The sequence below is a fragment of the Acetobacter fabarum genome (assembly GCF_029069195.1).
GTDB classification, from domain to species: Bacteria; Pseudomonadota; Alphaproteobacteria; order Acetobacterales; family Acetobacteraceae; genus Acetobacter; species Acetobacter fabarum_A.
Genome location: NZ_JARDYK010000011.1, coordinates 1 through 25,889 on the forward strand (window position 1 = coordinate 1; position 25,889 = coordinate 25,889).

At 61.5% G+C, this 25,889-nt stretch carries 26 protein-coding genes; 17 read left to right on the forward strand and 9 right to left on the reverse strand.

Annotated elements, in window-relative coordinates; translation table 11 throughout:
• Positions 1-91: 91 nt before the first annotated feature.
• Genes scpB through PY793_RS11570 form a run of 5 tightly spaced genes read right to left on the reverse strand, consistent with a single transcriptional unit; the run spans position 92 to position 5,798 of the window.
• Positions 92-754, reverse strand: coding sequence for an SMC-Scp complex subunit ScpB (scpB, locus tag PY793_RS11550; RefSeq protein WP_275178167.1), 663 nt, complete (start codon positions 752-754; stop codon positions 92-94).
• Complete coding sequence (locus PY793_RS11555) at positions 751-1,710, reverse strand: segregation and condensation protein A (RefSeq protein ID WP_275178168.1); 960 nt, start codon at positions 1,708-1,710, stop codon at positions 751-753. The genes scpB and PY793_RS11555 overlap by 4 nt, the downstream gene beginning before the upstream one ends.
• A 20-nt stretch (positions 1,711-1,730) precedes the next feature.
• Positions 1,731-2,768: an SPOR domain-containing protein gene (locus PY793_RS11560; RefSeq protein ID WP_275178169.1), complete on the reverse strand. Its 1,038-nt coding sequence runs from the start codon at positions 2,766-2,768 to the stop codon at positions 1,731-1,733.
• Positions 2,768-4,567: an arginine--tRNA ligase gene (argS, locus tag PY793_RS11565; protein ID WP_275178170.1), complete on the reverse strand. Its 1,800-nt coding sequence runs from the start codon at positions 4,565-4,567 to the stop codon at positions 2,768-2,770. The genes PY793_RS11560 and argS overlap by 1 nt, the downstream gene beginning before the upstream one ends.
• Positions 4,568-4,607: 40 nt before the next feature.
• Positions 4,608-5,798, reverse strand: coding sequence for a deoxyguanosinetriphosphate triphosphohydrolase (locus PY793_RS11570; RefSeq protein ID WP_275178171.1), 1,191 nt, complete (start codon positions 5,796-5,798; stop codon positions 4,608-4,610).
• Between the two features lie 136 nt (positions 5,799-5,934).
• On the opposite strand from PY793_RS11570, the gene PY793_RS11575 reads away from it, so the two are divergent.
• The 10 genes from PY793_RS11575 (at position 5,935) to PY793_RS11620 (ending at position 12,629) form a co-directional block, all read left to right on the forward strand.
• On the forward strand, positions 5,935-6,306 hold the full coding sequence (locus tag PY793_RS11575) for a HesB/IscA family protein (RefSeq protein ID WP_275178172.1): 372 nt from the start codon (positions 5,935-5,937) through the stop codon (positions 6,304-6,306).
• Entirely contained in the window at positions 6,303-7,088 is a 786-nt protein-coding gene (locus PY793_RS11580; RefSeq protein WP_275178173.1) for an exodeoxyribonuclease III, read from the forward strand. The genes PY793_RS11575 and PY793_RS11580 overlap by 4 nt, the downstream gene beginning before the upstream one ends.
• A 40-nt stretch (positions 7,089-7,128) precedes the next feature.
• On the forward strand, positions 7,129-7,671 hold the full coding sequence (locus tag PY793_RS11585; protein ID WP_275178174.1) for a GNAT family N-acetyltransferase: 543 nt from the start codon (positions 7,129-7,131) through the stop codon (positions 7,669-7,671).
• A gap of 196 nt (positions 7,672-7,867) precedes the next feature.
• Positions 7,868-7,948 carry a pyrroloquinoline quinone precursor peptide PqqA gene (gene pqqA / locus PY793_RS11590; protein ID WP_035370857.1) on the forward strand — a complete coding sequence of 27 codons (81 nt, stop codon included), beginning with the start codon at positions 7,868-7,870 and terminating at the stop codon, positions 7,946-7,948.
• Positions 7,949-8,035: 87 nt separating this feature from the next.
• A complete protein-coding gene (gene pqqB / locus PY793_RS11595) occupies positions 8,036-8,947 on the forward strand; it encodes a pyrroloquinoline quinone biosynthesis protein PqqB (RefSeq protein ID WP_275178175.1) in 912 nt (303 codons plus the stop codon).
• Positions 8,944-9,684, forward strand: coding sequence for a pyrroloquinoline-quinone synthase PqqC (pqqC, locus tag PY793_RS11600; RefSeq protein ID WP_275178176.1), 741 nt, complete (start codon positions 8,944-8,946; stop codon positions 9,682-9,684). Before pqqB ends, pqqC begins: the two co-directional genes overlap by 4 nt.
• Positions 9,681-9,977, forward strand: a complete 297-nt coding sequence (pqqD, locus tag PY793_RS11605; RefSeq protein WP_275178177.1) for a pyrroloquinoline quinone biosynthesis peptide chaperone PqqD — start codon at positions 9,681-9,683, stop codon at positions 9,975-9,977. Before pqqC ends, pqqD begins: the two co-directional genes overlap by 4 nt.
• On the forward strand, positions 9,974-11,062 hold the full coding sequence (gene pqqE / locus PY793_RS11610; RefSeq protein ID WP_275178178.1) for a pyrroloquinoline quinone biosynthesis protein PqqE: 1,089 nt from the start codon (positions 9,974-9,976) through the stop codon (positions 11,060-11,062). Before pqqD ends, pqqE begins: the two co-directional genes overlap by 4 nt.
• Positions 11,063-11,166: 104 nt before the next feature.
• Positions 11,167-12,147: a DMT family transporter gene (locus PY793_RS11615; protein WP_342803923.1), complete on the forward strand. Its 981-nt coding sequence runs from the start codon at positions 11,167-11,169 to the stop codon at positions 12,145-12,147.
• A gap of 125 nt (positions 12,148-12,272) precedes the next feature.
• The gene (locus tag PY793_RS11620) at positions 12,273-12,629 is read left to right on the forward strand and encodes a zinc ribbon domain-containing protein YjdM (RefSeq protein WP_275178179.1); all 357 of its coding nucleotides are present in this window, start codon (positions 12,273-12,275) and stop codon (positions 12,627-12,629) included.
• A gap of 341 nt (positions 12,630-12,970) precedes the next feature.
• On the opposite strand, the gene PY793_RS11625 is transcribed toward PY793_RS11620, so the two are convergent.
• Together PY793_RS11625 and PY793_RS11630 are read right to left on the reverse strand one after the other, a co-directional pair.
• Positions 12,971-13,984, reverse strand: a complete 1,014-nt coding sequence (locus PY793_RS11625; RefSeq protein WP_275178180.1) for a ferritin-like domain-containing protein — start codon at positions 13,982-13,984, stop codon at positions 12,971-12,973.
• A 130-nt stretch (positions 13,985-14,114) separates the two neighbouring features.
• The gene (locus PY793_RS11630) at positions 14,115-14,798 is read right to left on the reverse strand and encodes an ATP-dependent Clp protease proteolytic subunit (RefSeq protein WP_275178181.1); all 684 of its coding nucleotides are present in this window, start codon (positions 14,796-14,798) and stop codon (positions 14,115-14,117) included.
• Positions 14,799-14,925: 127 nt separating this feature from the next.
• On the opposite strand from PY793_RS11630, the gene PY793_RS11635 reads away from it, so the two are divergent.
• The 5 genes from PY793_RS11635 to recJ all read left to right on the forward strand — a co-directional run bounded on the left by PY793_RS11635 (position 14,926) and on the right by recJ (position 21,557).
• Complete coding sequence (locus tag PY793_RS11635; RefSeq protein ID WP_275178182.1) at positions 14,926-15,957, forward strand: OmpA family protein; 1,032 nt, start codon at positions 14,926-14,928, stop codon at positions 15,955-15,957.
• Between the two features lie 156 nt (positions 15,958-16,113).
• On the forward strand, positions 16,114-17,349 hold the full coding sequence (locus PY793_RS11640) for an LL-diaminopimelate aminotransferase (RefSeq protein ID WP_275178183.1): 1,236 nt from the start codon (positions 16,114-16,116) through the stop codon (positions 17,347-17,349).
• Positions 17,346-18,659, forward strand: coding sequence for a homoserine dehydrogenase (locus PY793_RS11645; RefSeq protein ID WP_275178184.1), 1,314 nt, complete (start codon positions 17,346-17,348; stop codon positions 18,657-18,659). Before PY793_RS11640 ends, PY793_RS11645 begins: the two co-directional genes overlap by 4 nt.
• A gap of 54 nt (positions 18,660-18,713) precedes the next feature.
• Complete coding sequence (gene glpX / locus PY793_RS11650; RefSeq protein WP_275178185.1) at positions 18,714-19,712, forward strand: class II fructose-bisphosphatase; 999 nt, start codon at positions 18,714-18,716, stop codon at positions 19,710-19,712.
• Positions 19,713-19,730: 18 nt separating this feature from the next.
• Positions 19,731-21,557, forward strand: coding sequence for a single-stranded-DNA-specific exonuclease RecJ (recJ, locus tag PY793_RS11655; protein WP_275178186.1), 1,827 nt, complete (start codon positions 19,731-19,733; stop codon positions 21,555-21,557).
• A 65-nt stretch (positions 21,558-21,622) separates the two neighbouring features.
• Here the strand turns inward: recJ and rpoH are convergent, their stop codons facing one another.
• Together rpoH and PY793_RS11665 are read right to left on the reverse strand one after the other, a co-directional pair.
• Complete coding sequence (rpoH, locus tag PY793_RS11660) at positions 21,623-22,507, reverse strand: RNA polymerase sigma factor RpoH (RefSeq protein ID WP_275178187.1); 885 nt, start codon at positions 22,505-22,507, stop codon at positions 21,623-21,625.
• A 320-nt stretch (positions 22,508-22,827) separates the two neighbouring features.
• Positions 22,828-23,781 (reverse strand): RluA family pseudouridine synthase, encoded by a 954-nt coding sequence (locus PY793_RS11665; protein WP_275178252.1) that lies wholly within the window; start codon positions 23,779-23,781, stop codon positions 22,828-22,830.
• A 249-nt stretch (positions 23,782-24,030) separates the two neighbouring features.
• Between PY793_RS11665 and PY793_RS11670 the strand changes: the two genes are divergently transcribed.
• On the forward strand, positions 24,031-25,080 hold the full coding sequence (locus tag PY793_RS11670) for a FecCD family ABC transporter permease (protein ID WP_275178188.1): 1,050 nt from the start codon (positions 24,031-24,033) through the stop codon (positions 25,078-25,080).
• Positions 25,077-25,889: an ABC transporter ATP-binding protein gene (locus PY793_RS11675; protein ID WP_275178189.1), complete on the forward strand. Its 813-nt coding sequence runs from the start codon at positions 25,077-25,079 to the stop codon at positions 25,887-25,889. Before PY793_RS11670 ends, PY793_RS11675 begins: the two co-directional genes overlap by 4 nt.

The window sequence follows — 25,889 nt, forward strand, 5'->3', positions numbered from 1 at the left end:
TCTGGCTCTCAGACAGCATAAACACATCACTCACACGCCCACCCTCCATCGGTAAGCCTGTGAATCACAACAACACATTCAGTTCAATAAATTAATAGGTCCTGAGCCTAGAGCGCGCGGGTTCGGGCTCCTCAGCCTGAAACGTCATCGCCGACTGGGGTAACCCGGCCTCGCCCGGATTTTGAGGCACATCGACCATAAGCTCTTCACGCCGAGGCATGTCGGAGAGCGCACGCAGGCCAAAATGGCGCAGAAAATCAGCCGTGGTGCCCCACAGGACCGGCCTGCCCGGCACCTCCTTGCGACCACGCGGGGCAATCAGTTCCGCCTCGATCAGGGTATCGAGCACATTCTGCCCAAGGCTTACGCCACGAATTTCTTCTATTTCCACACGGGTACAGGGCTGATGGTAGGCAATAATGGCCAGTGTTTCCATCACCGCGCGGGGCAGCCGCCTTGGCCGTTCCAGCACACGGGTTAACAGCGGCGCCAGATCGGGAGCGGTCCGGAACTGCCAGCCACCAGCCACCTCCACAAGAAACACACCCCTGCCCTCATAACGCCTGCCCAGTTCTGTCAGGACCGCCGCCACAAAAGCCCCCAGGTCTTCCTCCCCTGCGGGCATGATCTGCCGCCCTTCCAGCATATCTGCCAGACGGCGGGCACTCACGGGTTCGGTCGAGGCAAAAACAAGAGCTTCGGCCAGCCTTACGGCCTCATCTGGCACAGTCCGGGGGGCGGGGGGGCTGGTCATGCGTCCTGCTTCTTTTCTCTGATGCGCCCGGGCGTGGCGTCCTCTGCGGGGGCGGGATCTTCCTCCACTTCGGGCTGCGGGTCGGTGGTCTCTGCCTGTTCATGCGGGCGGAGCATGATCTGGCCGAACGTTTCATCCTGCCGCAACTCAAGCCGCCCGGTCTTGGCCAGTTCCAGCCCTGCGATCAGGGTACCAGCCATGGCGGCGCGGCGCTGGCGCTGGGCTTCTTCTCCCTCCCCCTGACCGGGCAGACTGTCGGGCAGAAAAGCATCCAGCGTGCTCCAGCTTGGCGGGGTTTCACCCAGCAGGCGGGTCAGCCTGCTCAGTGCATCCTGCACGGTCCAGAACCGGATCGTGCGGGGTGCATAAATGCGCCTGCGTGCGGTGCGCCTTACACAGGCAAGGTAAGCCCGCATAAGCTGTGGCATATCCAGCGCCAGACCCGAGCGGTCCACCTCCAGCAGATTTTCGGGCAGGCCACGGGCAAACACGTCGCGCCCAAGGCGGGGCCGGGCCTCCAGCCAGCGGGCCAGCTCTCCCATGCAGGCCAGCTCTATCAGCCGCTCCTGCAACAGTTCAGCGGCTTCCTCCCCTTCCATGGCCAGTTCATCATCGGCAGGAAGCAGCAGGCGGGATTTAAGCCATGCCAGCCATGCAGCCATAACCAGCCAGTCCGCCGCCAGTTCCAGCCTGACCCGGCGGGCATTTTCCACCACGGCCAGATACTGTTCGACCAGTTGCAGGATGGAAATCCGGGCAAGGTCCACCTTCTGCGCCCGTGCCAGATCGAGCAGAAGGTCCATTGGCCCTTCAAACCCCTCCAGCCGCAAAAGTGGTACACGCGGCACGTGGTCCGGCGTAGCACCATGCAGCGCAGCGGTGTGCGTGCCCCCCTGTTTATGAGCAGGGGGGGGCTGCGTACCCTCCCCTGCCTGATGCGCGGCATGGGATTCCATCAGGCGTTCCACAGATGGCGTCAGGGACGCACCACCATGCAGGCCATACCGCGCTCACGCACCGAGGAACAGAAATCCTTTGCATCCGCCACAGCACCAAAGCCTAGCACACGCAGGCGGTAGAACGTGGCGTTATTCTGCTCGGTACGGACAAAGGCGGGAGTGACCCCTCCAAACAGGGTTGGGTAACGGGTTTTAAGCCGTGCCCATTCCTTTTGGGCCTCTGCTTCGGTTTGCAGGGCTGCAAGCTGGACCTGGTACTTACCCCCTGCCACGCCACGCGGAGCGGTAGCGGCTTTTTTTGCAACGGGTTTGGCGACAGGAGGAGCTTCCTCCTCTCCATCGGAGGCATCCTCCGTGGGGACGGGCGCTTCCTTGAGCGGCTCGGGTGCTGCGGCCTCGGCTGCGGGAGCCGCCGTCCCCTGCGGAGGCAAGGTCGCGGAAGGTATGGGTTTAAGGGCCGCACCCTCAGCCGGTGTGGTACCCTGCGCCACGGGTCCGGACTCTGGAACTGCCGGTGTGGCTGCCGGTGTGGCTGATGTAGCCGGTGCGAGCGGTGTAGCCGCGCCCGCTACCGGAGCAGCCCCCACACTCTCCCCCGTTATGGGAGGTGCGGCACCCGCAGGAGCAGACTGGCCGCCATACTGCGCGGCAAGAGCTGCGGGGTTGGGTTTTTCAGGCGCGGGTACGGGGTGGCCCTGCTGGTTTGCATCCGCATCAGGCAGGGTCAGTGTATCAAGCTGCATCCCACCCGGATCAACCGGCTTGGTGCGCATGGCAACAGGGGGGGGGCCCATAACAGGAATACCGCTCTGATGGTGGCCCAGCACCGCCCAGCCGCCAATACCCAGCACCAGCAGCCCGCCCAGCCCGGCAGCGCCATAGGCCAGCCGCCGTGTGCCGGACTCACTGCCCAAAAAGCTGGTGAACAGATCCATCAGCCTGTTGCCTGTTGCCGAGCCTGCCGTGGGTTTGTCGTCATAATCCATGCTCATGCGCTCACGCGCACGGCTGATCCGTTCTTCCACCGTAGAGCCGGGGCGGTCTTCCTCACTCATCAGCGCATTTCCTCCACCGGGTCCACACCCATAACCGCAAGGCCGGAACGGATAACCGCCGCCGTGGCCGCCACAAGCGCCAGACGCGCACGTGTGGCTTCCACCGCACCAGCCTGCAGGAACCTCAGGGACGCATCATCTCGCCCACGGTTCCACAACGCATGAAAATCACCCGCCAGTTCGGCCAGATAGAACGCAATACGGTGTGGTTCACGCGCAAGGGCGGCCGATTCCACCATACGCGGCCATTCGGCCAGACGGCGCACCAGAGCCATTTCCGCATCCGAGGTCAGGTTGTCCAGCGTGGCGGTGGCAAGGGCTGCGTTGTCCACTGCGCCATAGGCACCGTCCTCTGCGGCACTGCGCAGCACGGAGCGGCAGCGGGCATGGGCATACTGCACATAAAACACGGGGTTATCACGCTGCTGGGCCACCACAAGGTCCAGATCAAACTCCATCTGGGCATCGCTCTTGCGGGTGAGCATGGTAAAGCGCACGGCGTCGCGCCCGACCTCGTCTATCAGATCACGCAGGGTCACAAACGTGCCTGCGCGCTTGGACATTTTGACCGGCTGACCATCACGCAGGATATGCACGATCTGGCACAGCAGCACTTCCAGCGGCACGGTATCACCCGTAAGGGCTTTTACGGCGGCCTTCATGCGTTTGACGTAACCGCCGTGGTCTGCGCCCCACACGTCAATCATGACCTGTGCGCCGCGGGCGACCTTGTCCATATGGTAGCCAATATCATTGGCGAAGTAGGTATTGGTGCCGTCCGACTTGCGCAGCGGGCGGTCCACATCATCCCCAAAGCTGGTAGAACGGAACAGGAGCTGTTCGCGCTCCTCCCAGTCTTCCGGCAGCTTGCCTTTTGGGGGTTCCAGCACGCCGTTGTACAGCAGGTCGGCCTTGGCCAGCTGGTCTATGGCCGCATCGGTCACGCCACGGGCCAGCACATCCGCCTCGGACGAAAACACATCATGGTGCACGCCAAGGGCTGCAAGGTCTTCCCTGATCGCGCCCATCATATGGGCCACGGCAAAGCCGCGCACGGTTTCCTGCCATGTTGCGGCGGGGGCAGGCAGGGGCGTGCCGTCCACGTCCACTTCGGCCAGCTTGTTACCAAATTCCGCTGCGAGTGCCTCACCCACAGGAATAAGGTATTCGCCCTGATACTGCAGACCACCGGGAGAAAGGGCCGAAAAATCGTCCTGCGTCATTCTGGTGCCCAGCACCTGCAGGTAACGCCAGTACGCCGCCCATGCCAGCGCCTTGACCTGATTACCCGCGTCGTTGATGTAGAATTCCTTGGTAACATCAAACCCGGCCTTGGCCATAAGGTTGGCCAGCGCATCGCCCACCACGGCACCGCGGCAGTGACCGACATGCATGGGACCGGTAGGGTTGGCGGATACGTATTCCACATTCACCCGAACGCCCTTACCCGCCGTGGACTGGCCGTAAGCCTCACCCACATTCAGCACCACAGGCAGCACTGCCCGTAGTACGGCGGACTGGAGGGTGATGTTGACAAAGCCCGGCCCGGCGGCGGCCACGGCGGCAATGCCCTCCACCTTTTGCAAAGCACTGACCAGATCGGCTGCAATATCGGCCGGTTTGCGGCGCGCGGCTTTGGCCAGCAGCAGGGCGGCGTTTGTTGCCATATCCCCATGGGCGGGGTCTCGCGTGGGGGTCAGTTCCACACGGACCAGCGTTTCCTCCGCCACGTCGGGCAACAGTTCACGCACAACGGCCAGAACATGATGACGGTAACGCTGGAAAACACACTCGGACATAGACCACTCAACCCCGTAATTGGTGCAGCAAACGCGTTTATCAGCCTGCAACGGCCAGGTCCGTCAACCGCCTATGTTCTTCCATGGCGTATCGATCGGTCATGGAAGCCACGTAATCCGCCACGGTGCGGTGTACGGCTGCCTTATCTTTATCCCCCACACGTAGCTGCCATTCGGCTGGCAACAGGTTGGGCGACTCCGTAAGGGTGGTAAACAGCTCCCCCGTTACGTGGCGGGCCTTATGGGTCATGCGGTTGACCCGCCAGTGCCTGTACAGTCTGGCAAACAGGAACTTGCGGATCCCTTTGTTAGCCTCGTCCATAGCTGGACCAAAGGCCACAACGGGCGCGCTGGCGGCACGAATATCCTCAACACTGCGGGGGGCCAGATCAGCCAGCCGCGCACGTGTGCACACAAGCACATCGGTGACCAGAGCATGAATGACACGGCGCACCATTTCGTGCCGGATGCGCTGGTGGGTACGGGTATCGGTTCCGGGCAGGTCCGCCGCCAGTACGCGGGCTTCGGCCAGAGCCTGCCCTACCAGTGGCACATCCACCAGATCATCCAGCGACAGCAGGCCGGACTTTACGCCATCATCCAGATCATGCCCGTGGTAGGCAATATCATCCGCCAGAGCGGCCACCTGCGCCTCGGCCGAGGCATAACCGCCCAGCTCCAGCGGGAACAGCGCATCCACCTCCGCCAGTCTGGCCGATGGCCTGCGCACGGGGCCATTGTGCTTGGCCAGCCCTTCCAGCGTCTCCCATGTCAGGTTCAGGCCATCAAACGCCAGATAACGCCGCTCCAGCAGCATGACCTGCCGCAGCGCCTGTGCATTATGGTCAAACCCGCCGTAGTCCTGCATACGCGCGGCCAGTGCGTCCTCCCCCGCATGGCCAAAGGGGGTATGGCCAAGGTCATGCGCCAAGGCTACGGCCTCGGTCAGGTCTTCATCCAGCCGCAGGTAGCGGGCCATGGAGCGGGCCACCTGAGCAACCTCCAGCGAATGGGTCAGCCGGGTGCGAAAAAAATCGCCCTCGTGGTTGATGAACACCTGCGTTTTATACTGTAACCGCCTGAAGCCGGAGGAATGAACCACCCGGTCCCGGTCCCGCTGCCAGGGGGAGCGGGTCAGGGATTCAGGCTCCGCATGCAGGCGCCTGCCCCGGCCCTCGCCGGGCTGCACGGCATAGGGCATCAGCTCATCGCGTTGTGTGGCTTGCAGCATTACGCACCTCCTGACCTGTCCGGGCGGCACAATGCCTGCGGACCATGCCCCCTGATCTTAGGCTATTGGAGGAAAGTTGACCATTGGAGGCGTCTTGCCCCTTCAAACCTGCACGCGGGCGGATTATCTATGGGGTATGACACAGCCAGCCCCCTCTTTTTCCGTCTCCGACTCCGCTGCCAACCGGATTGCCAGCGTAGTCGCCAAAAAACAGGCCAGTGCTTCCACTGCGCAGGAAGCTCCGGTTGCCCTGCGCGTGGCGGTAGAAGCAGGGGGGTGCAACGGGTTTCAGTATCAGTTCATCCTCACCCCGCCCGGCGGACTGGCCGCTGATGACGTGCGCATAGAAAAAAATGGTGCGCTTGTGGTGGTGGACCCCACAAGTCTGGACCTGCTTGCCGGGGCGGAACTGACCTTTGAGGACAAGCTGATGGGGGCGCATTTTGCCGTAACCAACCCCAATGCGGCGTCCTCCTGCGGGTGCGGCACGAGCTTTTCCCTCGCATGAAAATCGCGACATGGAACATCAACTCGGTGCGTCTGAGGCAGGACCTGGTGCTGGACTGGCTGGCGCGTGAACAGCCCGATGTGCTGATGTTGCAGGAAATCAAATGCGAGGCGCATCTGTTCCCCTCCGGAGTTTTCGAGCAGGCTGGCTACCGCAGCGCCGTTGTGGGGCAGAAATCCTATAACGGGGTAGCCACACTGGTCCGTGGGGATTTTACGGTCACAACGGAGCATCTGCCCGGCTTTACAGACCCTGCCGCCCGGTATGTGGAGGTGCGCACCCAGGGGCTGGTGCTGGGCAATCTGTACCTGCCCAATGGCAACTCCGGTGCAGAGCAGGGTTACGCAACCAAGCTGGAGTTTCTGGCCGCGCTCACTGCGCGCGCGCAGGATTTTTTGCAGCAGGATACGGACTTTGTACTGGCGGGGGATTACAATATCTGCCCCACCCCCGAGGACTGCGCCTCCGGAGCGCTGGCCCCCGGTGATGCCCTTGTGCGCCCGCAAAGCCGGGCAGCATGGCGGCGCCTGCGCTGGCTGGGCCTGACTGACGCCCTGCGCGCCCTGCACCCCTATGGCGCGGCCTATACGTTCTGGGACTATCAGGCCGGAGCATGGCCGCGGGACAGCGGATTGCGGATCGACCACATGCTGCTCTCCCCCCGCGTGGCCGAACACCTGCAAACAGCGCACCCCGACCGGGAGGAACGCGGCAGGGAGCGCCCGTCCGACCATGTGCCGCTTATTGTCACGCTGGAAAATGGCGCACCAGCCTCCAGCTAGGCCCACAGGGCATGCGGGCACCCCTGTCACGGGCAGCCGCATGCCCTGCACCATCCGCCTCGCCTGTCTGGCGGATGCCCCCTACCTGCCCGCACTGGAGCAGGACGCCGCACAGGCTTTTGCCGCCATACCGGAACTGGTCTGGCTGACCGGGGGGGATGGGCTGGACCTTGCCACACATACGGCCAGCATAGCCGCCCGAACCTGCTGGGTTGCGGCCAGCGCCACGGGGCAACTGCTGGGCTTTGTAACGGCGCATCTTTATGGGCTGGACCTGCATATTCAGGAAATGTCGGTCACGCAGGCCGCACAGGGTCAGGGGCTGGGCCGTCGCCTGCTGCATGCCGTATGCACTGCGGCACAGCAGCGAGGTTTGCAGCGTGTCACGCTGACTACGTTTGTCAATGTGCCATGGAACGCGCCATTCTATGCCTCGGCGGGATTTTGCCACGTGTCCCATGCGGCGCTGGACGTACGGCTGGCCAGCATACTGGAGCATGAAAACGCCACCGGCCTTGCCGCAATCCCCCGCTGCGCCATGCAGTACGTTGTAGCGGCCAGCGTTCAATGTGTTTCAAAATGAAACAGATGAGCCTGTCAGGGCTGGCGCACATTATCACACTGCCGTGATAAAGCCGCACCTCCCCCCCTTATCGGGGCAAGAACCCTTGCACGTTTGCTATTTTTCATCACACTGGCATGGCTCTGACGCACCGCACGTACCTGCGATGTGTGGCTGCGTTTTGTGCACACCACACCCAATGCCAAGGAGAAACATCATGGCCTGGAACGCACCTAAAGTGACGGAAATTCCGTTGGGCGCAGAAATCAACAGCTATGTCTGCGGTCAGAAAAAGTAAGAGAGGGCACCCCCTCTCTCGGCCGTCAGGCGGGCTGGTGTCTCACCAGCTTTCCCCCTGACGGCTTTTTTGTTTAGAAAGCGTCGTATGCTTGATATTGTTGTCCTCGGCGCAGCCGCCGGTGGTGGTTTTCCGCAATGGAACTCCAACGCCCCCGCCTGTCGCCGCGCCCGCGCGGGTGACCCCGCAGCCCCCGCCCGCACACAGGCCTCCATAGCCGTTAGCGGGAATGGCACATCCTGGTACGTGCTGAATGCCTCGCCCGACCTGCGGACCCAGATCAACCAGACCCCCGACCTGCACCCGCGTACGGGCCTGCGCTCCACCCCCATTGCCGGGGTTGTGCTGACCAGCGGGGAAATTGACGCCATTACCGGCCTGCTTACCCTGCGCGAGCGGCAGGCGTTTGAGCTGTATGCAACGCAGCCGGTACTGGACCAGCTGGATGCCAACCCCATTTTTACAGCGCTCGACCGGACACTGGTGCCACGCCTGCCCATGACGCTCGACCGCCCCCTTACCCTGGACCCACCGGGCTTTTGCATCACCCCGTTTTCCGTTCCCGGCAAAGTACCTCTTTATGCTGAAAAAGCGGAAAACCCAGCCGAAATCATGACAAATGGCGAAACCATCGGGCTGGAAATAACCGATGGCACCTCCCGCGCCCTGTTCATTCCCGGCTGCGCGATGATGACAGATGACCTGCGCACCCATATCCAGGGAGCCGACGCCGTATTTTTTGACGGAACACTCTGGACGGATGATGAAATGGTGCGCGCAGGGCTTGGCAGCAAAACCGGCCACCGCATGGGGCATATGTCCCTTGCCGACCAGCCCGATGGCACGTTTTCCGCCTTTGCGGACCTGAACGTGACCCGCAAGATCCTCATCCACATCAACAATTCCAACCCTGTTCTGCTGGCCGACAGCACCGAACGCCAGCAGGCCGAAGCTGCGGGCTGGGAAGTGGCCTTTGATGGCATGAAGGTAAGATTATGACAGACCGTCTTCTCACCCCTGATGAACTGGAAGCCGCCCTGCGCGCCATTGGGGCCGAGCGCTACCACAACCTGCACCCCTTCCACCGTGCATTGCATGACGGCAAGCTGAACAAAGGGCAGGTGCAGGCATGGGCGCTAAACCGCTATTACTATCAGGCCAGCATTCCCGCCAAGGATGCCTCCCTGCTGGCCCGCCTGCCCACCACGGAACTGCGGCGTGAATGGCGGCGCAGGCTGGAAGACCATGATGGCACACAACCCGGCACGGGTGGTGTTGCCCGCTGGCTCAGGCTGACCGATGGCCTCGGGCTGGACCGCGCCTATGTGGAATCGCTCGACGGGCTGTTGCCGGGCACGCGCTTTGCTGTGGAAGCCTACGTGCAGTTCGTGCGCGAACGCTCCATTCTGGAGGCCATTGCCTCTTCCCTGACCGAACTCTTCTCCCCCACCATTATCAGCGAACGGGTTGCGGGCATGCTCGGCAACTACGACTTTGTTACCGAGGAGACGCTCGCCTACTTCAAACCCCGGCTGACACAGGCCCCGCAGGATTCCGCCTTTGCGCTGGCCTACGTGCGCGAGCACGCCCTTACGGTGGAGCAGCAGACAGCGGTGCTGAACGCACTCAGGTTCAAATGCAGCGTGCTATGGTCCATGCTGGATGCACTGGATTACGCCTATGTGGTCCCCGGGCACATTCCCCCCGGCGCGTTCCGCCCAGGCCCGCAGGCATGACCGGGGCCACAGGCCCGACCCTGTGCGAGACGACCGTGCCACGCTTTGCGCGGGGCACCCGCCTGCACTATGACCGTGTGCGGGAGGTCTGGTTTATTCAGGCCCCCGAGCGCGCGTTTCATGCCGATGCCATTGCAGCCGAAGTGCTGCAACTGGTGGATGGCGCACGCCCGCTCCACACGATTATAGACCTGCTGGCCGAAAAATTTGCAGCCCCACGCGCCATTATCGCGCAGGACGTGCTGGCCATGGTGACGGAACTGGCCGAAAAACAGGTGCTGCTCCGCGCATGAGCACGCCCCCTCCCCCCATGAGCCTGCTGGCGGAGCTTACCCACCGCTGCCCCCTGCAATGCCCCTACTGCTCCAACCCCCTTATGCTCGACCCCAGAACGCAGGAACTGGGCACCACAGAATGGCAGCGTGTGCTGGACGAAGCAGCGCTGATGGGCGTGTTGCAGGTTCATTTTTCAGGCGGGGAACCCATGGCCCGCCCTGACCTGCCAGAACTGGTGCGCCACGCAGCACAGGCTGGCCTGTATTCCAACCTGATCACCTCTGGCGTGCTGATCCGCCCGGACACCCTGCGCGCTCTGGCCGATGCGGGGCTGGACCATATCCAGTTATCTTTTCAGGACGTGGCCCCCGCCAGCGCGGACCGCATTGCCAACATGGCAGGTGCACACGCCAAAAAGCTGGAAGCGGCACGCCTGATTACCGCAGAGGGTCTTGCGCTCACACTTAACTTTGTCATCCACCGCCAGAATGCCGACCGTGTGCCCGCCATGCTGGAACTGGCCGAACAGCTTGGCGCCAGACGGGTGGAAATCGCCCATACCCAGTATTATGGCTGGGGTCTGCTCAACCGTGATGCCCTCCTGCCTGACCGCGCCCAGATAGAAGCCACAACCGAAGCCGTAACCGCAGCCCGCACCCGGCTGGCAGGGCGCATGAGCATAGATTTTGTTACCCCCGATTATTACGAGGACCGCCCCAAACCCTGCATGGGCGGATGGGGCCAGCGTTTTTTAAACATCACCCCCACAGGCAAGGTGTTGCCCTGCCACGCGGCGGAAACCATTCCCAACATCACCTTCCCCAATGTGCGCGAGGCAGGTCTTGCCGCCATATGGAAGGATGCCCCTATTTTTAACCTGTTCCGCGGCACGGAATGGATGCCCGAACCCTGCCAGTCCTGCGCGTTCAAGGAGGAAGACTGGGGGGGCTGCCGTTGTCAGGCGCTGGCGCTGGCGGGCAAGGCGGATGTGGCGGACCCGGTCTGCCATAAGGCCCCCGATCACAAACAGGTCACGCAGGCTATTGCCCAACGCCCCCAAACGCCGCCGCCCTTCCGCTACAGACGCTTCGGAAACGCCTGATACAAAAAAGTTTTTTGTAAAACCCGCCTCCATCTGGCCTCAACAGCACCAGAGGCACCAGTCATCTGCTCGGACCCGAGCACCCCACCATTTGCCCGGGCCTGATGGCCCTCCCCCCGGCCAAGGCGACCAACCCCATGCACCACCCAGCCGCACAGCATAACCTTGGCAAAGGCATGGCCTGTGGTGTTGGGGCAGGGGCGTTATGGGGACTGGTTTTTCTGGCCCCTGAGCTGATCCGCAACTTCAGCGCGCTGGAAATGGCCTGTGGACGCTACGTGCTGTACGGCCTGTTCGCCGCCATTATGGTTGCACCACGCTGGCAGGTCCTCAGCCACACCGTAAGCCTGCGCACATGGTGGACACTGAGCTGGCTCTCCTTTGCGGGGAATACGGCTTACTATGTGCTGCTCTCAAGCGCCGTCAAAAACGGCGGCATTACCAGCACCACTCTTGTGATCGGCTTTTTGCCTGTGCTGGTGACACTGGTTGGCAGCCGTGACAAGGATGCCCTCCCCCTGCGCCAGCTTTTACCCTCCATCCTGCTATGCCTGACCGGGGCGGCATGTATTGGCTGGCAGGCCATGCATACCCAGACACATTCCGTTGCCCGTGCGCCTTTTCTGGGGCTGCTCTGCGCTGTGGCAGCCCTTGGCTCCTGGACACTCTATGCCGTGGGAAACAGCCGGGCACTTGTGCGCCAGCGACATTTTTCCGCCCATGACTGGAGCCTGCTGACCGGGCTTGCCACCGGTGCCCAGAATGTGGTCCTGCTCCCCCTTGCCCTTCTGCTGGACAGCACGGCCCACGGGCTGGAGCAATGGCGTAACTTTGCGCTGGTCAGTACGGGTGTTGCCCTGCTGGCCTCCATTGCAGGCAATGCGCTGTGGAACAGGATGAACCAGTTGCTCCCGCTGACACTGGTGGGGCAGATGATCCTGTTCGAAACCCTGTTTTCCCTCTGCTACGGCTTCATATGGGAGCATCGACTGCCAGGCCGGATGGAAACACTGGCTTTTGGGTGTGTGGTGCTGAGCGTATTGCTGTGCGTGCATGCCCACCGCAAACCAAAGACCTCCACGTAAGCCCTCATAGCCTCCGCCTTTGACCCGCCGGGCCAGTGACCGCTCCGGTCTGCTTTTTCCCCTGCTATTTCTATTACCGGACGCATGTATTAGGTTGCGCCGCATTGTAACCACGGGGGATGACCATGAGCGACGAACACAAATGCCCGCAATGCGGCTGTGAACATATTTATCAGGATGGCGAGCTGTGGGTCTGCCCCGAATGCGCACATGAATGGAATGCACTCTCCACCAATGCAGCCGATACGGATACAGAGGGTTCAGGCGTTATTCATGATGCCAACGGCAACGTTCTGGCTGATGGTGACACCATTACGGTCACCAAGGACCTGAAGGTAAAGGGGTCTTCTCTGGTGGTTAAAAGCGGCACCAAGGTCAAAAACATCAAACTGGTCGATGGCACGGACGGCCACAACATTGCCTGCAAAATAAGCGGCATCGGGGCCATGAACCTGAAGTCGGAATTTGTAAAAAAATCCTGACCTTCCGCGCAGAATCGTACTGGCATGCTGCACACAGCACCATGCCAGCACATATGATTTAAAAAAAACGAACTGATCAGGAATTAGGTACGGATTTCCATGGCATAAAGAGGGAAAAATCACCCCTTTATCCAGACCCGTGAGAATATCCACCTTCCGAAATACGCTCCTCGTCTACATATCGACGGTCTTTGTGGACTTTATACCTCTGAGGTTATCCACAAAATTCAACAAAAATGAAAAGCCGGGCAAATATAGTGCTGCGTTTTGCACCTGTGCCCAAAACAAAACAGCCCGCCCCATAAGGGCAGGCTGCATGCAGACCACGACACACCAAAAGCTCAGGCGGCTTTTTTACCGTTGGCCTTGAAAATACCTGAAGTAAATTCCCACACCCGCCCCACATTGCGGATCACCCTGGCGATCGCGGGGGTTGTGGTCGGGCGCAGCAGGCGCGGGTCATACCCGGCAAAACGCCGGTCATCTTCTTCCAGACACAGTTCCATAAAATCCGGCAGGTTGATCTGGATGTTGGTCACTTCCTTGGTGCCGGTTACGGTAAAGTTGTTGTCCTGCGTATGGACCTGCCCGCTATCATCCACCGTGCGGGCAAGGCTCATGCGTTCGTAGGCCAGAAAACCCCAGACAGCCCATACCTTTGCTTCAAAGAACGGGCGACGCCACCACGGCATAACTGCACGGTACCAAGCCAGCCAGTTGGCAAAAAGCAGAATATGGCGGCATTCTTCCTGCATGATCGGCTCGAACGTGTCGGTCAGAGCTTCGGGGAAGTAGCCCGAACGCTTGGCCAGTTCGAACATGCCAAAAGCAAAAAAGCTGTCCACACATTCCGAAAAGCCGGTGACCAGATAGGCCCATTCCACGTCCTTCGGCTCCACATACGGGGGCTCGGGGGCCATGGGAATGTTGTAGGCCGCCACCATTTTGGCCAGCACTTCCTTATGCCGGTTTTCTTCCCACGCATTGCGCGAGATGGCGTCCTTGACGTCAGGATCGGTGACCAGGCGGGCATAAGCGGCCATGCGCAGGCGGGCCTTGCCCTCGGTCTGCACGGCAATGTCCCAGATTGGCAGGGAGGTCACACGGTGCAGGGTTTCGGGGTCCAGCTTGGGCCAGTCAATGACAGATGGCTTGTACGGGTTGAACGTCTCACGGAACATGGCCGCAAGTGCGCGCTTGTGCTCTTCCGAACCCGGTTTGAGCGGCCCGCGAATGGGACTCAGCCAATGCCGCGCGCGAAAATCCGCCTCGACTACAGCCTCGGCATTAGGGGGTGCTGGAAGGTCATCCATACTTTCCGGCAGATGGGAGTAAATATCGCTCAGAGAACCCATGTGAGGAACCCGTTATCTGGGGACCTCCCCTTTTTGCAACCAACCCTGACTGGCTGGAACGTTGGAAGGTCCAATAAACCTGAAACATGCCACCATTCCCATGACCGGGAATGGCGGCGACGCCCCCGTGTTAGTGCAGATCAGCCAGCTTAGAAATGATCTTGGTCACTAAACCGTACTCTATCGCTTCTTTTGCGGACATCCAGTAGTTACGGTCCGTGTCCTTGACGACTTTTTCGTAAGGCTGCCCTGTTTCACGCGCAAAAAGATGGTTCAGGCGTTCGCGCATTTTAATGATTTCGCGCGCTTCGATATCAATATCGGTTGCCGGGCCACGCACACCGCCCATCGGCTGGTGCAGCAGAAAACGCGTGTTGGGCAGGCAGAATCGGCGGTCCTTGTGACCTGCGGCAAAAATAAGCGCACCAGCAGAAGCCACCCAGCCCGTGCCGATCATGTTGACCGGGGCAATCGAATCGACAAAACGGATCATGTCATGGATCGTGTCTCCACTTTCCACATGCCCGCCGGGAGAATTGACGTACACATCAATCGGTTTGTCAGATTCACCGGCCAGCGCCAGCAGGCGGCCGGTTACGTCGCGCGCGACCTTGTCGTTTATCCCACCAAAAATAAGCACCTTACGCTGCTTGAACAGCTTGTGCTCCAGTTCGCCCTGCGGGGCGCCAGAGGCTTTACCTTCCTCTTTTTCGGGGGTTTCCGGGGTTTCCGGTTCATCGTCCAGCCTGATGGCGTTACGGGAGAAGAGGCCCGTCATTGCTGTCTCCGCACATTGTTCCGTATCAGTGTTCATTCCCTTATCCTGCGCTGCCCGAACGTGCCTGCCAAGGGGCAATCATGCGCTCTCTCGCCACGGAGGAGGGAAAAGGGTAAGGTGCGGGGCAATTTTATATCAGGTTTTTCGGAGCATTCCCCCCGCCATGCAGCAGCCCTCTCTGGAGCAGAAGCCGACCAGCCGGACCCATACCCCCCGGCCAGACCGCTTTTTGCAGGCTGCCAGCATGGCTGCTCTTGTCGCGCTGGGCAGTATGCTGAGCGCCTGCCAGCACCGTGATGCGATTGATACCGCCCTGGACTGGTCACGCAGCATGCGCGGCGGGATCATTGCCCAGCAGCGCCCACCACCGCCGGGACGCTACGACCCTTACCCCAAAGTGGGCCTGACCCCAACGGATGCGCCCAACATTCCCTCCCCTCAGGCTCGCGCCCTGCTGAGTGAACAACTGACGCGCGACCGCAACCTGACCTACCGGACCATGGCCGCCAACGGGTCCATGATCCCCAACATTCCACCTCCCCCCAATGCAGGCGGCAGAACCGGTGCGCAAAAAACGGCCCAGCCCACCCTGCCCGCAGGCGTAAGCGGCGCGGTTATGGATGCGGCAGACAGCGCTCCCCAGCCGCCCGTAAGCGCGCCCCCGCCTGCGGCCGTATCCAGCCTGCCAGCAGGCACCGCAGCCCCCCTCCCCGCGCCAGAAAAAGCCGAGGCGGAAGTGGCCATGCCCGAAGTGTACAAAAAAGCGGACATCCCCGAATTACGCCCTGACCAGATTCCGCAAATACCACAAACCCCGCCCACACCCCCCGACTTCCCCGGTTTTGCCGTACCAACGGATGCAAACCTCCCCGATGCCGCGCGCCCCAACTATGACCTGACCGACATAAAAGGGATGGCTTTCCATTTTGTGCCCCAGTCCGACCAGCTCTCCAGCGGGCAGGACGCGGCGCTGGGCAGGATCGTGCAAAAATGGCCGAACGGCCCCCTGACCATTCGCGGGTTTGGCGATGCCGCGTCCATGAGTCCGCAGGATCAGGCCGATGCCGTGCGTCTTGGCCTGCTGCGTGCCCAGCGCCTTGCCGTGGCACTGACCCAGCGCGGTATTCCTTCCAGCGCCATAACCGTGCGGGGCGATGCGTTTGGCACGGGGGCAAAGGTGGTTACCCCGCCCTGATCCCCCCCTTTGCCCCGCCCTGCATGCGATAAAAACACACCCGCCCTGCGGTTTTGCATCCAGAGGAGTTGCCTGTTCCATTTAGGCGATTACTATGTTCACTCCCTTCATCCTACAGGGGCCATGCCCCCTGTCCTTTCAGAGCACCCAACGTCCATGACCGAAGAGTTCCATCGCATCCGCCGCCTGCCGCCTTATGTGTTCGCCTCTGTCAATCAGGCCAAGGCAGCAGCGCGCGCACGGGGCGAGGATATTATTGACCTTGGCATGGGCAACCCCGATACCCCCACCCCACCCCATATTGTCAGCAAGCTGATTGAAACGGTCAACGATCCGCGCTCGCACCGTTATTCGGTCAGCCGTGGCATCCCCGGTCTGCGCAAGGCCGTGGCGGGGTATTATGACCGGCGCTTTAACGTCAAACTCAACCCTGACAGCGAAGTGATTGTCACCCTTGGCTCCAAGGAAGGGCTGGCTAATCTGGCCTCCGCCATTACCAGCCCGGGGGACACCATTCTGGTGCCCAACCCGTCTTATCCCATTCATCAGTTCGGGTTTATTATTGCGGGTGCGTCCGTGCGCTCCATCCCCGCCACCCCGAACGAGGACATGCTCCGGGCACTGGACCGTGCGGTACGCCATTCCGTGCCCAAGCCGACGGCGCTGATTGTCAACTTCCCGTCCAACCCTACGGCGTATCTGGCCGATCTGGATTTTTACAAGGAACTGGTCGCCTTTGCCCGGCGCGAGGAAATCTGGATTCTGTCCGACCTTGCCTACGCCGAAATCTATTTTGGCGATCTGGTTCCCCCTTCCATTCTGGCCGTGCCGGGAGCGCGTGACATTGCGGTGGAATTTACCTCCCTGTCCAAGACCTATTCCATGGCTGGCTGGCGCGTAGGCTTTGCCGCAGGCAACGAGCGGCTTATTTCCGCGCTCACCCGCATTAAATCCTACCTGGACTACGGGGCGTTCACCCCCATTCAGGTCGCTGCCGTAACCGCGCTGAACGGCCCGCAGGACTGCGTGGCTGACCTGCGCAACCTGTACAAGGAACGGCGCGACGTTCTGATCAAGGGCCTGCATTCCGCCGGATGGGACGTGCCCTCCCCCGAAGGCTCCATGTTTGCATGGGCGCCCATTCCCGAACCTTTCCGCGAGATGGGGAGCGTTGCCTTCTCCAAACTCCTGCTTGAAGAAGCCGGGGTCGCCGTAGCTCCGGGCCTTGGGTTTGGTGAATATGGTGATGACCATGTCCGCATCGGGCTGGTGGAAAATACACACCGCCTGCGTCAGGCCCTGCGTTCCATCAAGGGCTTTATGGCCGCCCACGGCGTCAAGGCCCCTCCCTCCTCCAACCCAGCCCAAAAACCGGAGTCTGTTACACCGTGACATCCTGTTCCTCTTCTTCCCCTCTTCGTCTTGGCATTGCCGGGCTCGGCACGGTTGGCGCGGGCGTTATCAGGCTGCTGCGGGCCAATGCGGACCTGCTCAGCACACGGGCAGGCCGCCCGCTGGAGGTTGTGGCCGTAAGTGCGCGCGAGCGCTCGCGGGACCGTGGGGTGGATGTGTCCGCCCTGCGCTGGTACGATAACGCCGCCGATCTGGTGAACGACCCCGATGTGGACGTGGTGGTGGAACTGATCGGCGGGGCGGAAGGTACGGCCCGCACGCTGGTGGAAGCAGCCCTTAAAGCTGGCAAACCTGTGGTCACCGCCAACAAGGCGCTGCTGGCCCTGCATGGCTCCACCCTTGCCCGCCTGAGTGCTGACAACAACGCCCCTCTGCTGTTTGAAGCCGCGGTTGCGGGCGGTATTCCCGCCATTAAAACCGTGCGTGAAGGGCTGGCGGCAGACCGCCTGCTACGTGTGGGCGGCATTCTTAACGGCACCTGCAATTACATCCTCACTGTCATGCGCGAGACGGGCAAGGATTTTGCCACCGTGCTCAAGGATGCGCAGGACCTCGGCTACGCCGAAGCCGACCCGTCTACCGATGTGGACGGGCTGGACGCAGCCCACAAGCTGACCATTCTGGCAGGTCTGGCCTTTGGCCAGCCCGTAGCGTTTGACAGCGTGCACGTAGAAGGCATCCGCCGCATAGGTGCTGTGGACCAGAGCTTTGCCCGCGCCCTTGGCTACCGGATCAAGCTGCTGGGTCTTGCCAGCATGACCGATGCCGGGTTGCACGCACGCGTAACCCCCTGCCTTGTGCCCCAGCAGGCTCCGCTGGCACAGGTGGATGGCGTGTTTAACGCCGTGGTGGCGGAAGGCGAGTTTGTTGGCCGGATCATGATCGAAGGGCGCGGGGCCGGGGCTGGCCCCACAGCCAGTGCGGTTACGGCGGACCTGGTGGATATTGCACGTGGTAACACCATTGCCGTATGGGGCGTGCAGACCAGCACCCGGCCCCCGCTGCGGGCCTGCCCCATTTCCAGCGGGGAAGGTGCGTTCTACCTGCGTCTGATGGTAGAAGACCGCCCCGGTGTTATTGCCGACATTACCGCCATTCTGCGTGATTGTGGCGTATCACTGCGCAGCATGCTCCAGCATCCGGCGGAAAATGACAGCACGCCTTATGTTCCCCTTGTTCTGGTCACACATCGGACATCCGAGGCGGCTATGCAGGATGCCGTCACCCGGATTGACGCTTTGACTGTTGTGACAGACTCCACAGTTGTAATCCGGATCGAGGCCGCCTGAAGCGCCCCGTAAGCCCCGCCCGATCAATTGTGTAATTAAGGATCCCTCTTTCTCATGTCTGATTCCATTGGCCCCTCTCCCTTCGTTGTTTCCGACCGCAATCTGGCTCTTGAGCTGGTACGCGTGACCGAAGCGGCCGCCCTTGCCTCTGCCCGCTGGACGGGCCGCGGCCGTAAGAACGATGCAGATGGCGCCGCAGTGGAAGCCATGCGCATCGCCTTTGACACCGTGGCCATTGATGGCACCGTGGTCATTGGCGAGGGCGAAATGGATGAAGCGCCCATGCTCTATATTGGTGAGAAAGTAGGCTCCGGCGGTCCGGCCATGGACATTGCCGTGGACCCGCTGGAAGGCACCAACCTGTGCGCAAAGGATATGCCAAACGCCATTACGGTGGTGGCGCTGGCCGAACGTGGCAACTTTCTGCACGCGCCCGATGTGTACATGGACAAGATTGTGGTTGGTCCCAACCTGCCCGCAGGCGTGGTGGACCTTGAAAACACGATTGAAACCAACCTGAAAAACCTTGCCAGAGCCAAAGGCAAAAGTGTGCAGGACCTGCTGCTGTGCACGCTCGACCGCGAACGGCATGAGGAAATGATCGCCCGCGCCCGCGCCGCTGGTGCACGTGTGCGCCTGCTGAGCGATGGCGATGTGGCTGGTGGCATTGCCGCCTGCCTGGATAGCAGTCAGGTTGATATTTACGTAGGCTCCGGCGGTGCGCCCGAAGGGGTGCTGACCGCCGCCGCCGTGCGCTGCGTGGAAGGCCAGATGCAGGGGCGCCTGCTATTTGAAGATGACGCCCAGCGCGAACGCGCCCAGAAAATGAACCCCGGCAAAAACCCCGACCGCAAGCTGGACCTGCATGATATGGCGGCAGGCTCGGTGCTGTTCTCGGCCACTGGGGTTACCACCGGCGCGCTGCTGCGTGGCGTGCGGCAATACCCGCATCAGGCCGTTACCCATTCACTGGTCATGCGTTCCAAATCTGGCACGTCCCGCTTTATTGAAGGGCACCACAACTTCAAAACCAAAACATGGACACCGCAATAACAGGCGTTTTTTAACCGGATGCTTCAGACCGTATCACCAGCAGAGGGGGCGCACGCCCCCACCCCGGCCGTGCTCGATGTGGAGCACAGCGTAAACGCGCGGCGCTGGTCCTGGCGGGAGGGAGCAGACAACCCCACCACCAACCGGCTGGGGGCCGCACTGGCCCAGCAGCTTGGCATACCCGAAATTGTGGGCCGCCTGCTGGCCATGCGCGGGGTCAGCCCCGAGCATGCACCGCATTTTCTGGCTCCCACCCTGCGCGCCCTTATGCCCGACCCGTCCTGCCTGACGGATATGGACAAAGCCGCCGCTCGCATGGCGCAAGCCGTACAGGCGGGGGAAACCCTAGGTATTTTTGGCGATTATGACGTGGACGGCGCATGCGCCAGTGCCGTACTGGCCGCTTTTTTTGAGCAGCTTGGCTGCTCCGTTCTGACCCATATTCCCGACCGCATGACCGAGGGGTATGGCCCCAACCTGCCTGCTCTGGAAGCACTGGTCGCCCAAGGCGCCACACTGCTGGTCTGTGTGGACTGTGGCACGGCTTCTGCCGATATTCTGAACCAGCTTGCAGGCAAGGTCGATGTGGTCGTTCTGGACCACCACAAATCGGAAGATGCCCTGCCTGCCATTCTGGCCACCGTAAACCCCAACCGGGCGGACTGCTCCTCCGGCCTTGGGCATATCTGCGCTGCAGCACTGAGTTTTCTGGCCACCATCGCCACCAGACGCACCCTGCGCGAGAACGGTTTTTTTAACACAGCCCACCCCCAGCCCGACCTGCGCCCCCTGCTGGACCTTGTAGCACTGGCCACGGTGTGTGACGTCATGCCCCTGCAAGGGGTCAACCGCCTGTTCGTAGCCGAGGGGCTGAAGGTCATGGCCGCCCGGCAGCGTGTGGGGGTTGCCGCCCTGCTGGAAATTGCAGGTGTAAGTAAAGCACCGGATGCGTTTTCGTGCGGGTTTGCACTGGGGCCACGCATTAATGCGGGCGGGCGCATAGCCGAAGCCGCGCTTGGTCTGCGCCTGCTCCGCTGCCCGGACGTGCATGAAGCCAAGCAGATGGCCGAGCGGCTGGATGCCGTCAACCGCCGCAGGCAGGATGTGGAAGCCGACATTCTGGACCGCGCCATGGAACAGGCGGCGGAGCAGAAGGAGGCTGGCCACGGCGTTATTCTGCTCGCAGGCAGGGACTGGCACCCCGGCGTTGTGGGGATTGTGGCAGGCCGCATAAAAGAACGCTTCAACCGCCCCGCCCTTGTTGGCGCACAACTGGAGGACGGGAGCATCAAAGGCTCTGGCCGCTCGGTAGCCGGGCTGGACCTTGGCACTGTTATTATTGCCGCACGTCAGGCCGGGCTGCTTAAAACAGGGGGCGGGCACGCCATGGCAGCGGGCTTCTCACTCCATGCGGACAGGCTGGCGGAGTTCCACACTTTTCTCGATACCCGTCTGCCACAGGCGACGGAACTCCCCCCCACCGTCGACCTGACCATAGATGCCGTTGTGGCCGTAAGCGGAGCCACGGCGGAACTGGCGACCGACATGGCGGCCCTTGCCCCTTTTGGCGCAGGCAACCCCGAACCGCTGATTGCCCTGCCCAATGTACATATTGTGCGCACCGACCGCATAGGGCGGGACAACAACACCCTGCGCGTACAGATCCGCGCCAGCAATGGCAGCAGGCTCAAGGCACTTCTGTTCAAGGCGGATAACAACCCGCTTGCAGTAGCTCTGGAAGACGCCACACGTCCCGCCCTGCATCTGGCGGGTTATCTACGGGCAGAAAGCTGGAACGGGCGCACGGACGCCACATTTTTTGTGCAGGACGTAGCCCGCGCCTGAACGGCCCCGATACTGCGCTGGTACAGGGCGGCACATCAAGCGGGCAGAACACCCACAGGGGAGAATTATTCTCCCTGTGTGGCGTTGCGGCGGGCTGCGACTTCCTGCTTCATGGCTTCCTGCACTTTTTCAAACGCGCGCACTTCAATCTGGCGCACCCGCTCGCGGGAAATGCCGTAATCATGGGCGAGTTCTTCCAGCGTTGCCGGATCATCCTTAAGGCGGCGCTCGGTAAAAATGCGGCGCTCACGCTCGTTCAGGGTTTCGAGCGCTGTGGCAAGCAAAGCCTTGCGGCCCGACATTTCCTCGTTTTCGGCGTAAACTTCTTCCTGGTTAACCTGATCGTCCACCAGACGGTCCTGCCACTCGTTTTCCTGATCCGCTTTGAGAGGTGCGTTCAGACTGTGGTCGGGTGCCGCCATGCGGCGGTTCATGTCCACCACATCCTGCTCGGATACACCAAGGGTTGTAGCAATCTTGTTGACCTGTTCGGGCTGGAGGTCACCATCATCAATCGCCTGCATCTGCCCTTTAAGGCGACGCAGGTTGAAGAACAGCTTTTTCTGAGCCGCCGTTGTGCCCATTTTGACCAAAGACCAGCTATGCAGGATGTATTCCTGAATGGCGGCACGGATCCACCACATGGCGTAGGTGGCCAGCCGGAAACCTTTTTCGGGGTCAAAGCGGCGTACGGCCTGCATCATCCCCACATTGCCTTCGCTGATCAGTTCATTGATCGGCAGACCATAACCCCGGTAGCCCATGGCGATCTTGGCAACCAGACGCAGGTGGGATGTCACCAGACGATGAGCAGCCTTGACATCGCCCTTATCGCGCCATTTGCGTGAAAGGGTGAGTTCTTCCTCTGGCGTGAGCAGGGGATATTTACGAATTTCCTGAAGGTACCTTGAAAGATTGCCTTCAGGCCCAACATCAATGACGGAAGCCATGATTTGAGTACTCCTTCCTGAGATGGAAACTCCCACGGATGCGTTTGGTTCCTGTTCCGTTACAGGCGCACCCAGACTTGCAGAGGCGAGTTCCATTACCCGATGGAAAATTATGGCGACCCCTGCCTCTGCCCTCGGTATGAGCAGCAAAGACCAGAGGCCCCTTCCCGCTTTACGGAAAAGTGAGCGGTATCGAACAAGAGGGTGCGCCTGAAAAATGCACCATGTCAAGAAAATCAGATGTGCATGGTAGCAAAACTGCCACAGTTAGAAGACCACAGCGGTCCCCTTTAACCCTGACTCGGAGCTTCCCTGCTCCATTACGAGTCGCTCAGGGCCTGTTCCAGTTCCAGCATGTCGGGCGGCATCGGGGTTTCAAACAGCAGGCTTTCGCCCGTTCTGGGATGGGTAAAACCCAGCCGCGCCGCATGAAGCGCCTGACGGGGAAAGTCCAGCCCGGCCCCCCTGCCCGCCGGGGGCAGGCCACGGGCCGCAGCAGGCACACGCCGCAGGTAAAGCGGGTCCCCCATGAGCGGGTGACCATTGGCCGAAAAATGCACCCGTATCTGGTGCGTACGCCCGGTTGCCAGCTTGCACGCAACAAGGGCTGCCGATGCGCTGAACACCTTGAGCGTGCGGTAATGGGTCAAGGCCCATTTACCACCATGCGTAACCAGCGCCATACGTTTGCGGTCCCGCCTGTCGCGGCCTATTGCGCCCTCGTAATCCCCCTCCGCAGGGGCTGGCACCCCCCAGCAGAATGCCAGATAGGCGCGGTCTATGCGGCGGGCGGCAAAATCGTCCGAGAGCGCCAGATGCGCTTTTTCCGTTTTAGCAACCACCATAACACCGGACGTATCCTTATCCAGCCGATGGACAATGCCGGGGCGGCGTTCCCCGCCAATGCCTTTAAGGCTATCGCCGCAATGGGCGATCAGGCCGTTGACCAGCGTACCGGTCTCGTTCCCCGGTGCGGGGTGGACCACCAGCCCGGCGGGCTTGTCCAGAACGATCAGATCATCATCTTCATACAGAATACTAAAATCCATGGCTTCGCCCTGCGGGGTGGCGGGCGCTGCGGCGGGCAGGTCCAGCACCACCACCATTCCGGGCCTGACCGGCATGGCAGGTTCACGCAGCACCACGCCATTGCACAACAGATTCCCGCCCTCGATCAGCCCTTTGATGCGTGAGCGCGAAGGGGCTCCGGGGCAGGTGGACAAAAACCGGTCCACCCGTTCGCCCGCCTGTGCAGCGCCCACCGTAAAAGCCAGTGTGGTACCGTGGGTGGGGGCAAAGCCGGGCGCGGCTTCGTCTTGTGGGAGAACTGTCTGTGCCAAACCCGTTTATCTCATTCACGCTCACTGGGTGGAATTGCGCTTACAAAGCCCGCTTGCTGGCCGTGCGTCAAGCAGCAGGATCAACCACCAGCCCAACCCACGACGGGGTTTACGCATCTTTTGGCATGCCCGTACGCCATGCCCTCTTGCCCTGCGCCATATACGGCGGGATAGTGTGCGGGCATGACCCACCACCCCGCCATTGCACGAACCTACCAGAATGCCCTGCGCCACCGCAGCCTTGTACTGGCCGGGCTTTCAGGCGTGCTGGCCCTGTCTGTTCTGCTGGATTGCGCAGTAGGGCCTGCGGAGCTTTCCCCCGCCACAATACTGCGTGCCGTTTTTGCCCCTACCGGGGTGGATGAGCAGACCGGCCTGATTGTCTGGCAGATCCGCCTGCCCTACGCGCTTATGGCCGCATGCGTGGGGGCCGCACTGGGGCTGGCTGGGGCAGAAATGCAGACAATTCTGGCCAACCCGCTAGCCAGCCCGTTTACGCTGGGCCTGTCTGCCGCCGGGGCGTTTGGCGCATCCCTTGCCATTGTGCTGGACTGGCACATGGAACATGTACCCGACATGTGGCTGACTGCGGGGAGCGCTTTTGTTTGCGCGGCCCTGTCTGTGTGGCTGCTGGACATACTGGTGCGACTGCGCCAGGGCGGAACAGGCACGGTGATCCTGTGCGGGGTAGCACTTGTGTTTTCGTTTCAGGCGTTGGTTGCCCTCATGCAGTTTGTGGCGAACGAGGACGCTCTGCAAAATCTGGTATTCTGGACCCTTGGTAGCCTGACCCGCGCAACATGGGGCACGCTTGGCCTGCTGAGCGGGGCTCTGGCCTGTATCCTGCCATTTTCACTGCGGGCTTCATGGCCGCTCACCACCTTGCGTATGGGGGAAGACCGGGCCGCAAGCCTTGGAGTGGATGTGCCCCGCCTGCGCCGTGCGGCCTTGCTGCGCATAAGCCTTTTATGTGCACTGGCTGTAGCCTTTGTGGGGGTTATTGGCTTTATCGGGCTGGTGGCCCCCCATATTGCCCGTCGCCTTGTGGGGGAAGACCACCGCTTTTACCTGCCTGCCAGCATGTTGAGCGGGGCATGCATTCTCTCCCTCGCAGCCCTTGTGGCACGGGTGCTGGTGCCCGGCGTGGTGGTACCCACGGGTATTGTCACGGCACTGGTGGGTATACCGTTTTTTCTGGTTATCGTGCTGCGCCGTGGGGAAGGGCTGCCATGACCGCCCCAGCGCCAACAGGGCTAACAGGGCTAACAGGGCTAACGCTGCGCAACCTGAGCGCACGGTACGGGCGCAAATCCGTGCTGGCCGGGCTGGATGCAGGACCATTCCCCCACGGGATGCTCTGTGCGGTTCTTGGCCCCAATGGTAGCGGCAAATCCACCCTGCTGCGCGCCGCAGGGGGGCTGCTGCACGCCACAGGCACAATAACACTGGATAGAATGGACCTTACCCCCCTGCCACGAGCCCAACGGGCGCAGCACTGCCTGTACCTGCCCCAGGCCCTGCCAGAGCCCGTGCGCCTGAGCGTGCTGGACGCCATGCTGGCCGCCCGCCATGCCACGGGCAGGCAGGGCAGCACCAGCACGGCAGCGGACATAGATGCCGCCATGACCTGCCTGACCGATGTGGGCATTGCCCACCTTGCCACGCAAAGCCTGCATGAACTCTCCGGCGGGCAGCGCCAGCTTGCAGGGCTGGCACAGGCCCTTGGCCGCAAACCCCGCGCCCTGCTGCTGGATGAACCCCTGAGCGCGCTTGACCCGTATTACCAGCAGACCGTTATGGCCCTGATCCGGCGCGAGACAGCACAGCGCAACCTGGTCACCCTGATTGTGCTGCATGACCTGAACATGGCGCTCAACCAGTGCGATCTGGCCTGCCTTTTGCACAATGGCCATATTCTGGCCTATGGCCCCCCGGCGGAAGTTTTAACCCCCGCACACCTGCGCACCGTGTACCGTATTGATGCAAGGGTGGAAACGGGGGGCGACGGGCAACGCTTCATCAGCACTGCAGGTGTGGTGTAA

Excerpts from the sequence above, each read along its gene's own strand:
- PY793_RS11615 (WP_342803923.1), top strand. The coding sequence starts at position 11,167 with ATGGCCCTCCCCCCGGCCAAGGCGACCAACCCCATGCACCACCCAGCC.
- recJ (WP_275178186.1), top strand. The coding sequence starts at position 19,731 with ATGCTTCAGACCGTATCACCAGCAGAGGGGGCGCACGCCCCCACCCCG.
- PY793_RS11630 (WP_275178181.1), bottom strand. The coding sequence starts at position 14,798 with ATGAACACTGATACGGAACAATGTGCGGAGACAGCAATGACGGGCCTC.
- argS (WP_275178170.1), bottom strand. The coding sequence starts at position 4,567 with ATGTCCGAGTGTGTTTTCCAGCGTTACCGTCATCATGTTCTGGCCGTT.
- pqqC (WP_275178176.1), top strand. The coding sequence starts at position 8,944 with ATGACAGACCGTCTTCTCACCCCTGATGAACTGGAAGCCGCCCTGCGC.
- PY793_RS11585 (WP_275178174.1), top strand. The coding sequence starts at position 7,129 with ATGCCCTGCACCATCCGCCTCGCCTGTCTGGCGGATGCCCCCTACCTG.
- pqqD (WP_275178177.1), top strand. The coding sequence starts at position 9,681 with ATGACCGGGGCCACAGGCCCGACCCTGTGCGAGACGACCGTGCCACGC.
- PY793_RS11555 (WP_275178168.1), bottom strand. The coding sequence starts at position 1,710 with ATGGAATCCCATGCCGCGCATCAGGCAGGGGAGGGTACGCAGCCCCCC.
- PY793_RS11625 (WP_275178180.1), bottom strand. The coding sequence starts at position 13,984 with ATGGGTTCTCTGAGCGATATTTACTCCCATCTGCCGGAAAGTATGGAT.
- pqqB (WP_275178175.1), top strand. The coding sequence starts at position 8,036 with ATGCTTGATATTGTTGTCCTCGGCGCAGCCGCCGGTGGTGGTTTTCCG.
- PY793_RS11675 (WP_275178189.1), top strand. The coding sequence starts at position 25,077 with ATGACCGCCCCAGCGCCAACAGGGCTAACAGGGCTAACAGGGCTAACG.
- PY793_RS11560 (WP_275178169.1), bottom strand. The coding sequence starts at position 2,768 with ATGAGTGAGGAAGACCGCCCCGGCTCTACGGTGGAAGAACGGATCAGC.
- PY793_RS11670 (WP_275178188.1), top strand. The coding sequence starts at position 24,031 with ATGACCCACCACCCCGCCATTGCACGAACCTACCAGAATGCCCTGCGC.
- PY793_RS11570 (WP_275178171.1), bottom strand. The coding sequence starts at position 5,798 with ATGCTGCAAGCCACACAACGCGATGAGCTGATGCCCTATGCCGTGCAG.
- PY793_RS11620 (WP_275178179.1), top strand. The coding sequence starts at position 12,273 with ATGAGCGACGAACACAAATGCCCGCAATGCGGCTGTGAACATATTTAT.
- PY793_RS11575 (WP_275178172.1), top strand. The coding sequence starts at position 5,935 with ATGACACAGCCAGCCCCCTCTTTTTCCGTCTCCGACTCCGCTGCCAAC.
- PY793_RS11635 (WP_275178182.1), top strand. The coding sequence starts at position 14,926 with ATGCAGCAGCCCTCTCTGGAGCAGAAGCCGACCAGCCGGACCCATACC.
- glpX (WP_275178185.1), top strand. The coding sequence starts at position 18,714 with ATGTCTGATTCCATTGGCCCCTCTCCCTTCGTTGTTTCCGACCGCAAT.
- PY793_RS11580 (WP_275178173.1), top strand. The coding sequence starts at position 6,303 with ATGAAAATCGCGACATGGAACATCAACTCGGTGCGTCTGAGGCAGGAC.
- PY793_RS11640 (WP_275178183.1), top strand. The coding sequence starts at position 16,114 with ATGACCGAAGAGTTCCATCGCATCCGCCGCCTGCCGCCTTATGTGTTC.
- scpB (WP_275178167.1), bottom strand. The coding sequence starts at position 754 with ATGACCAGCCCCCCCGCCCCCCGGACTGTGCCAGATGAGGCCGTAAGG.
- pqqE (WP_275178178.1), top strand. The coding sequence starts at position 9,974 with ATGAGCACGCCCCCTCCCCCCATGAGCCTGCTGGCGGAGCTTACCCAC.
- pqqA (WP_035370857.1), top strand. The coding sequence starts at position 7,868 with ATGGCCTGGAACGCACCTAAAGTGACGGAAATTCCGTTGGGCGCAGAA.
- rpoH (WP_275178187.1), bottom strand. The coding sequence starts at position 22,507 with ATGGCTTCCGTCATTGATGTTGGGCCTGAAGGCAATCTTTCAAGGTAC.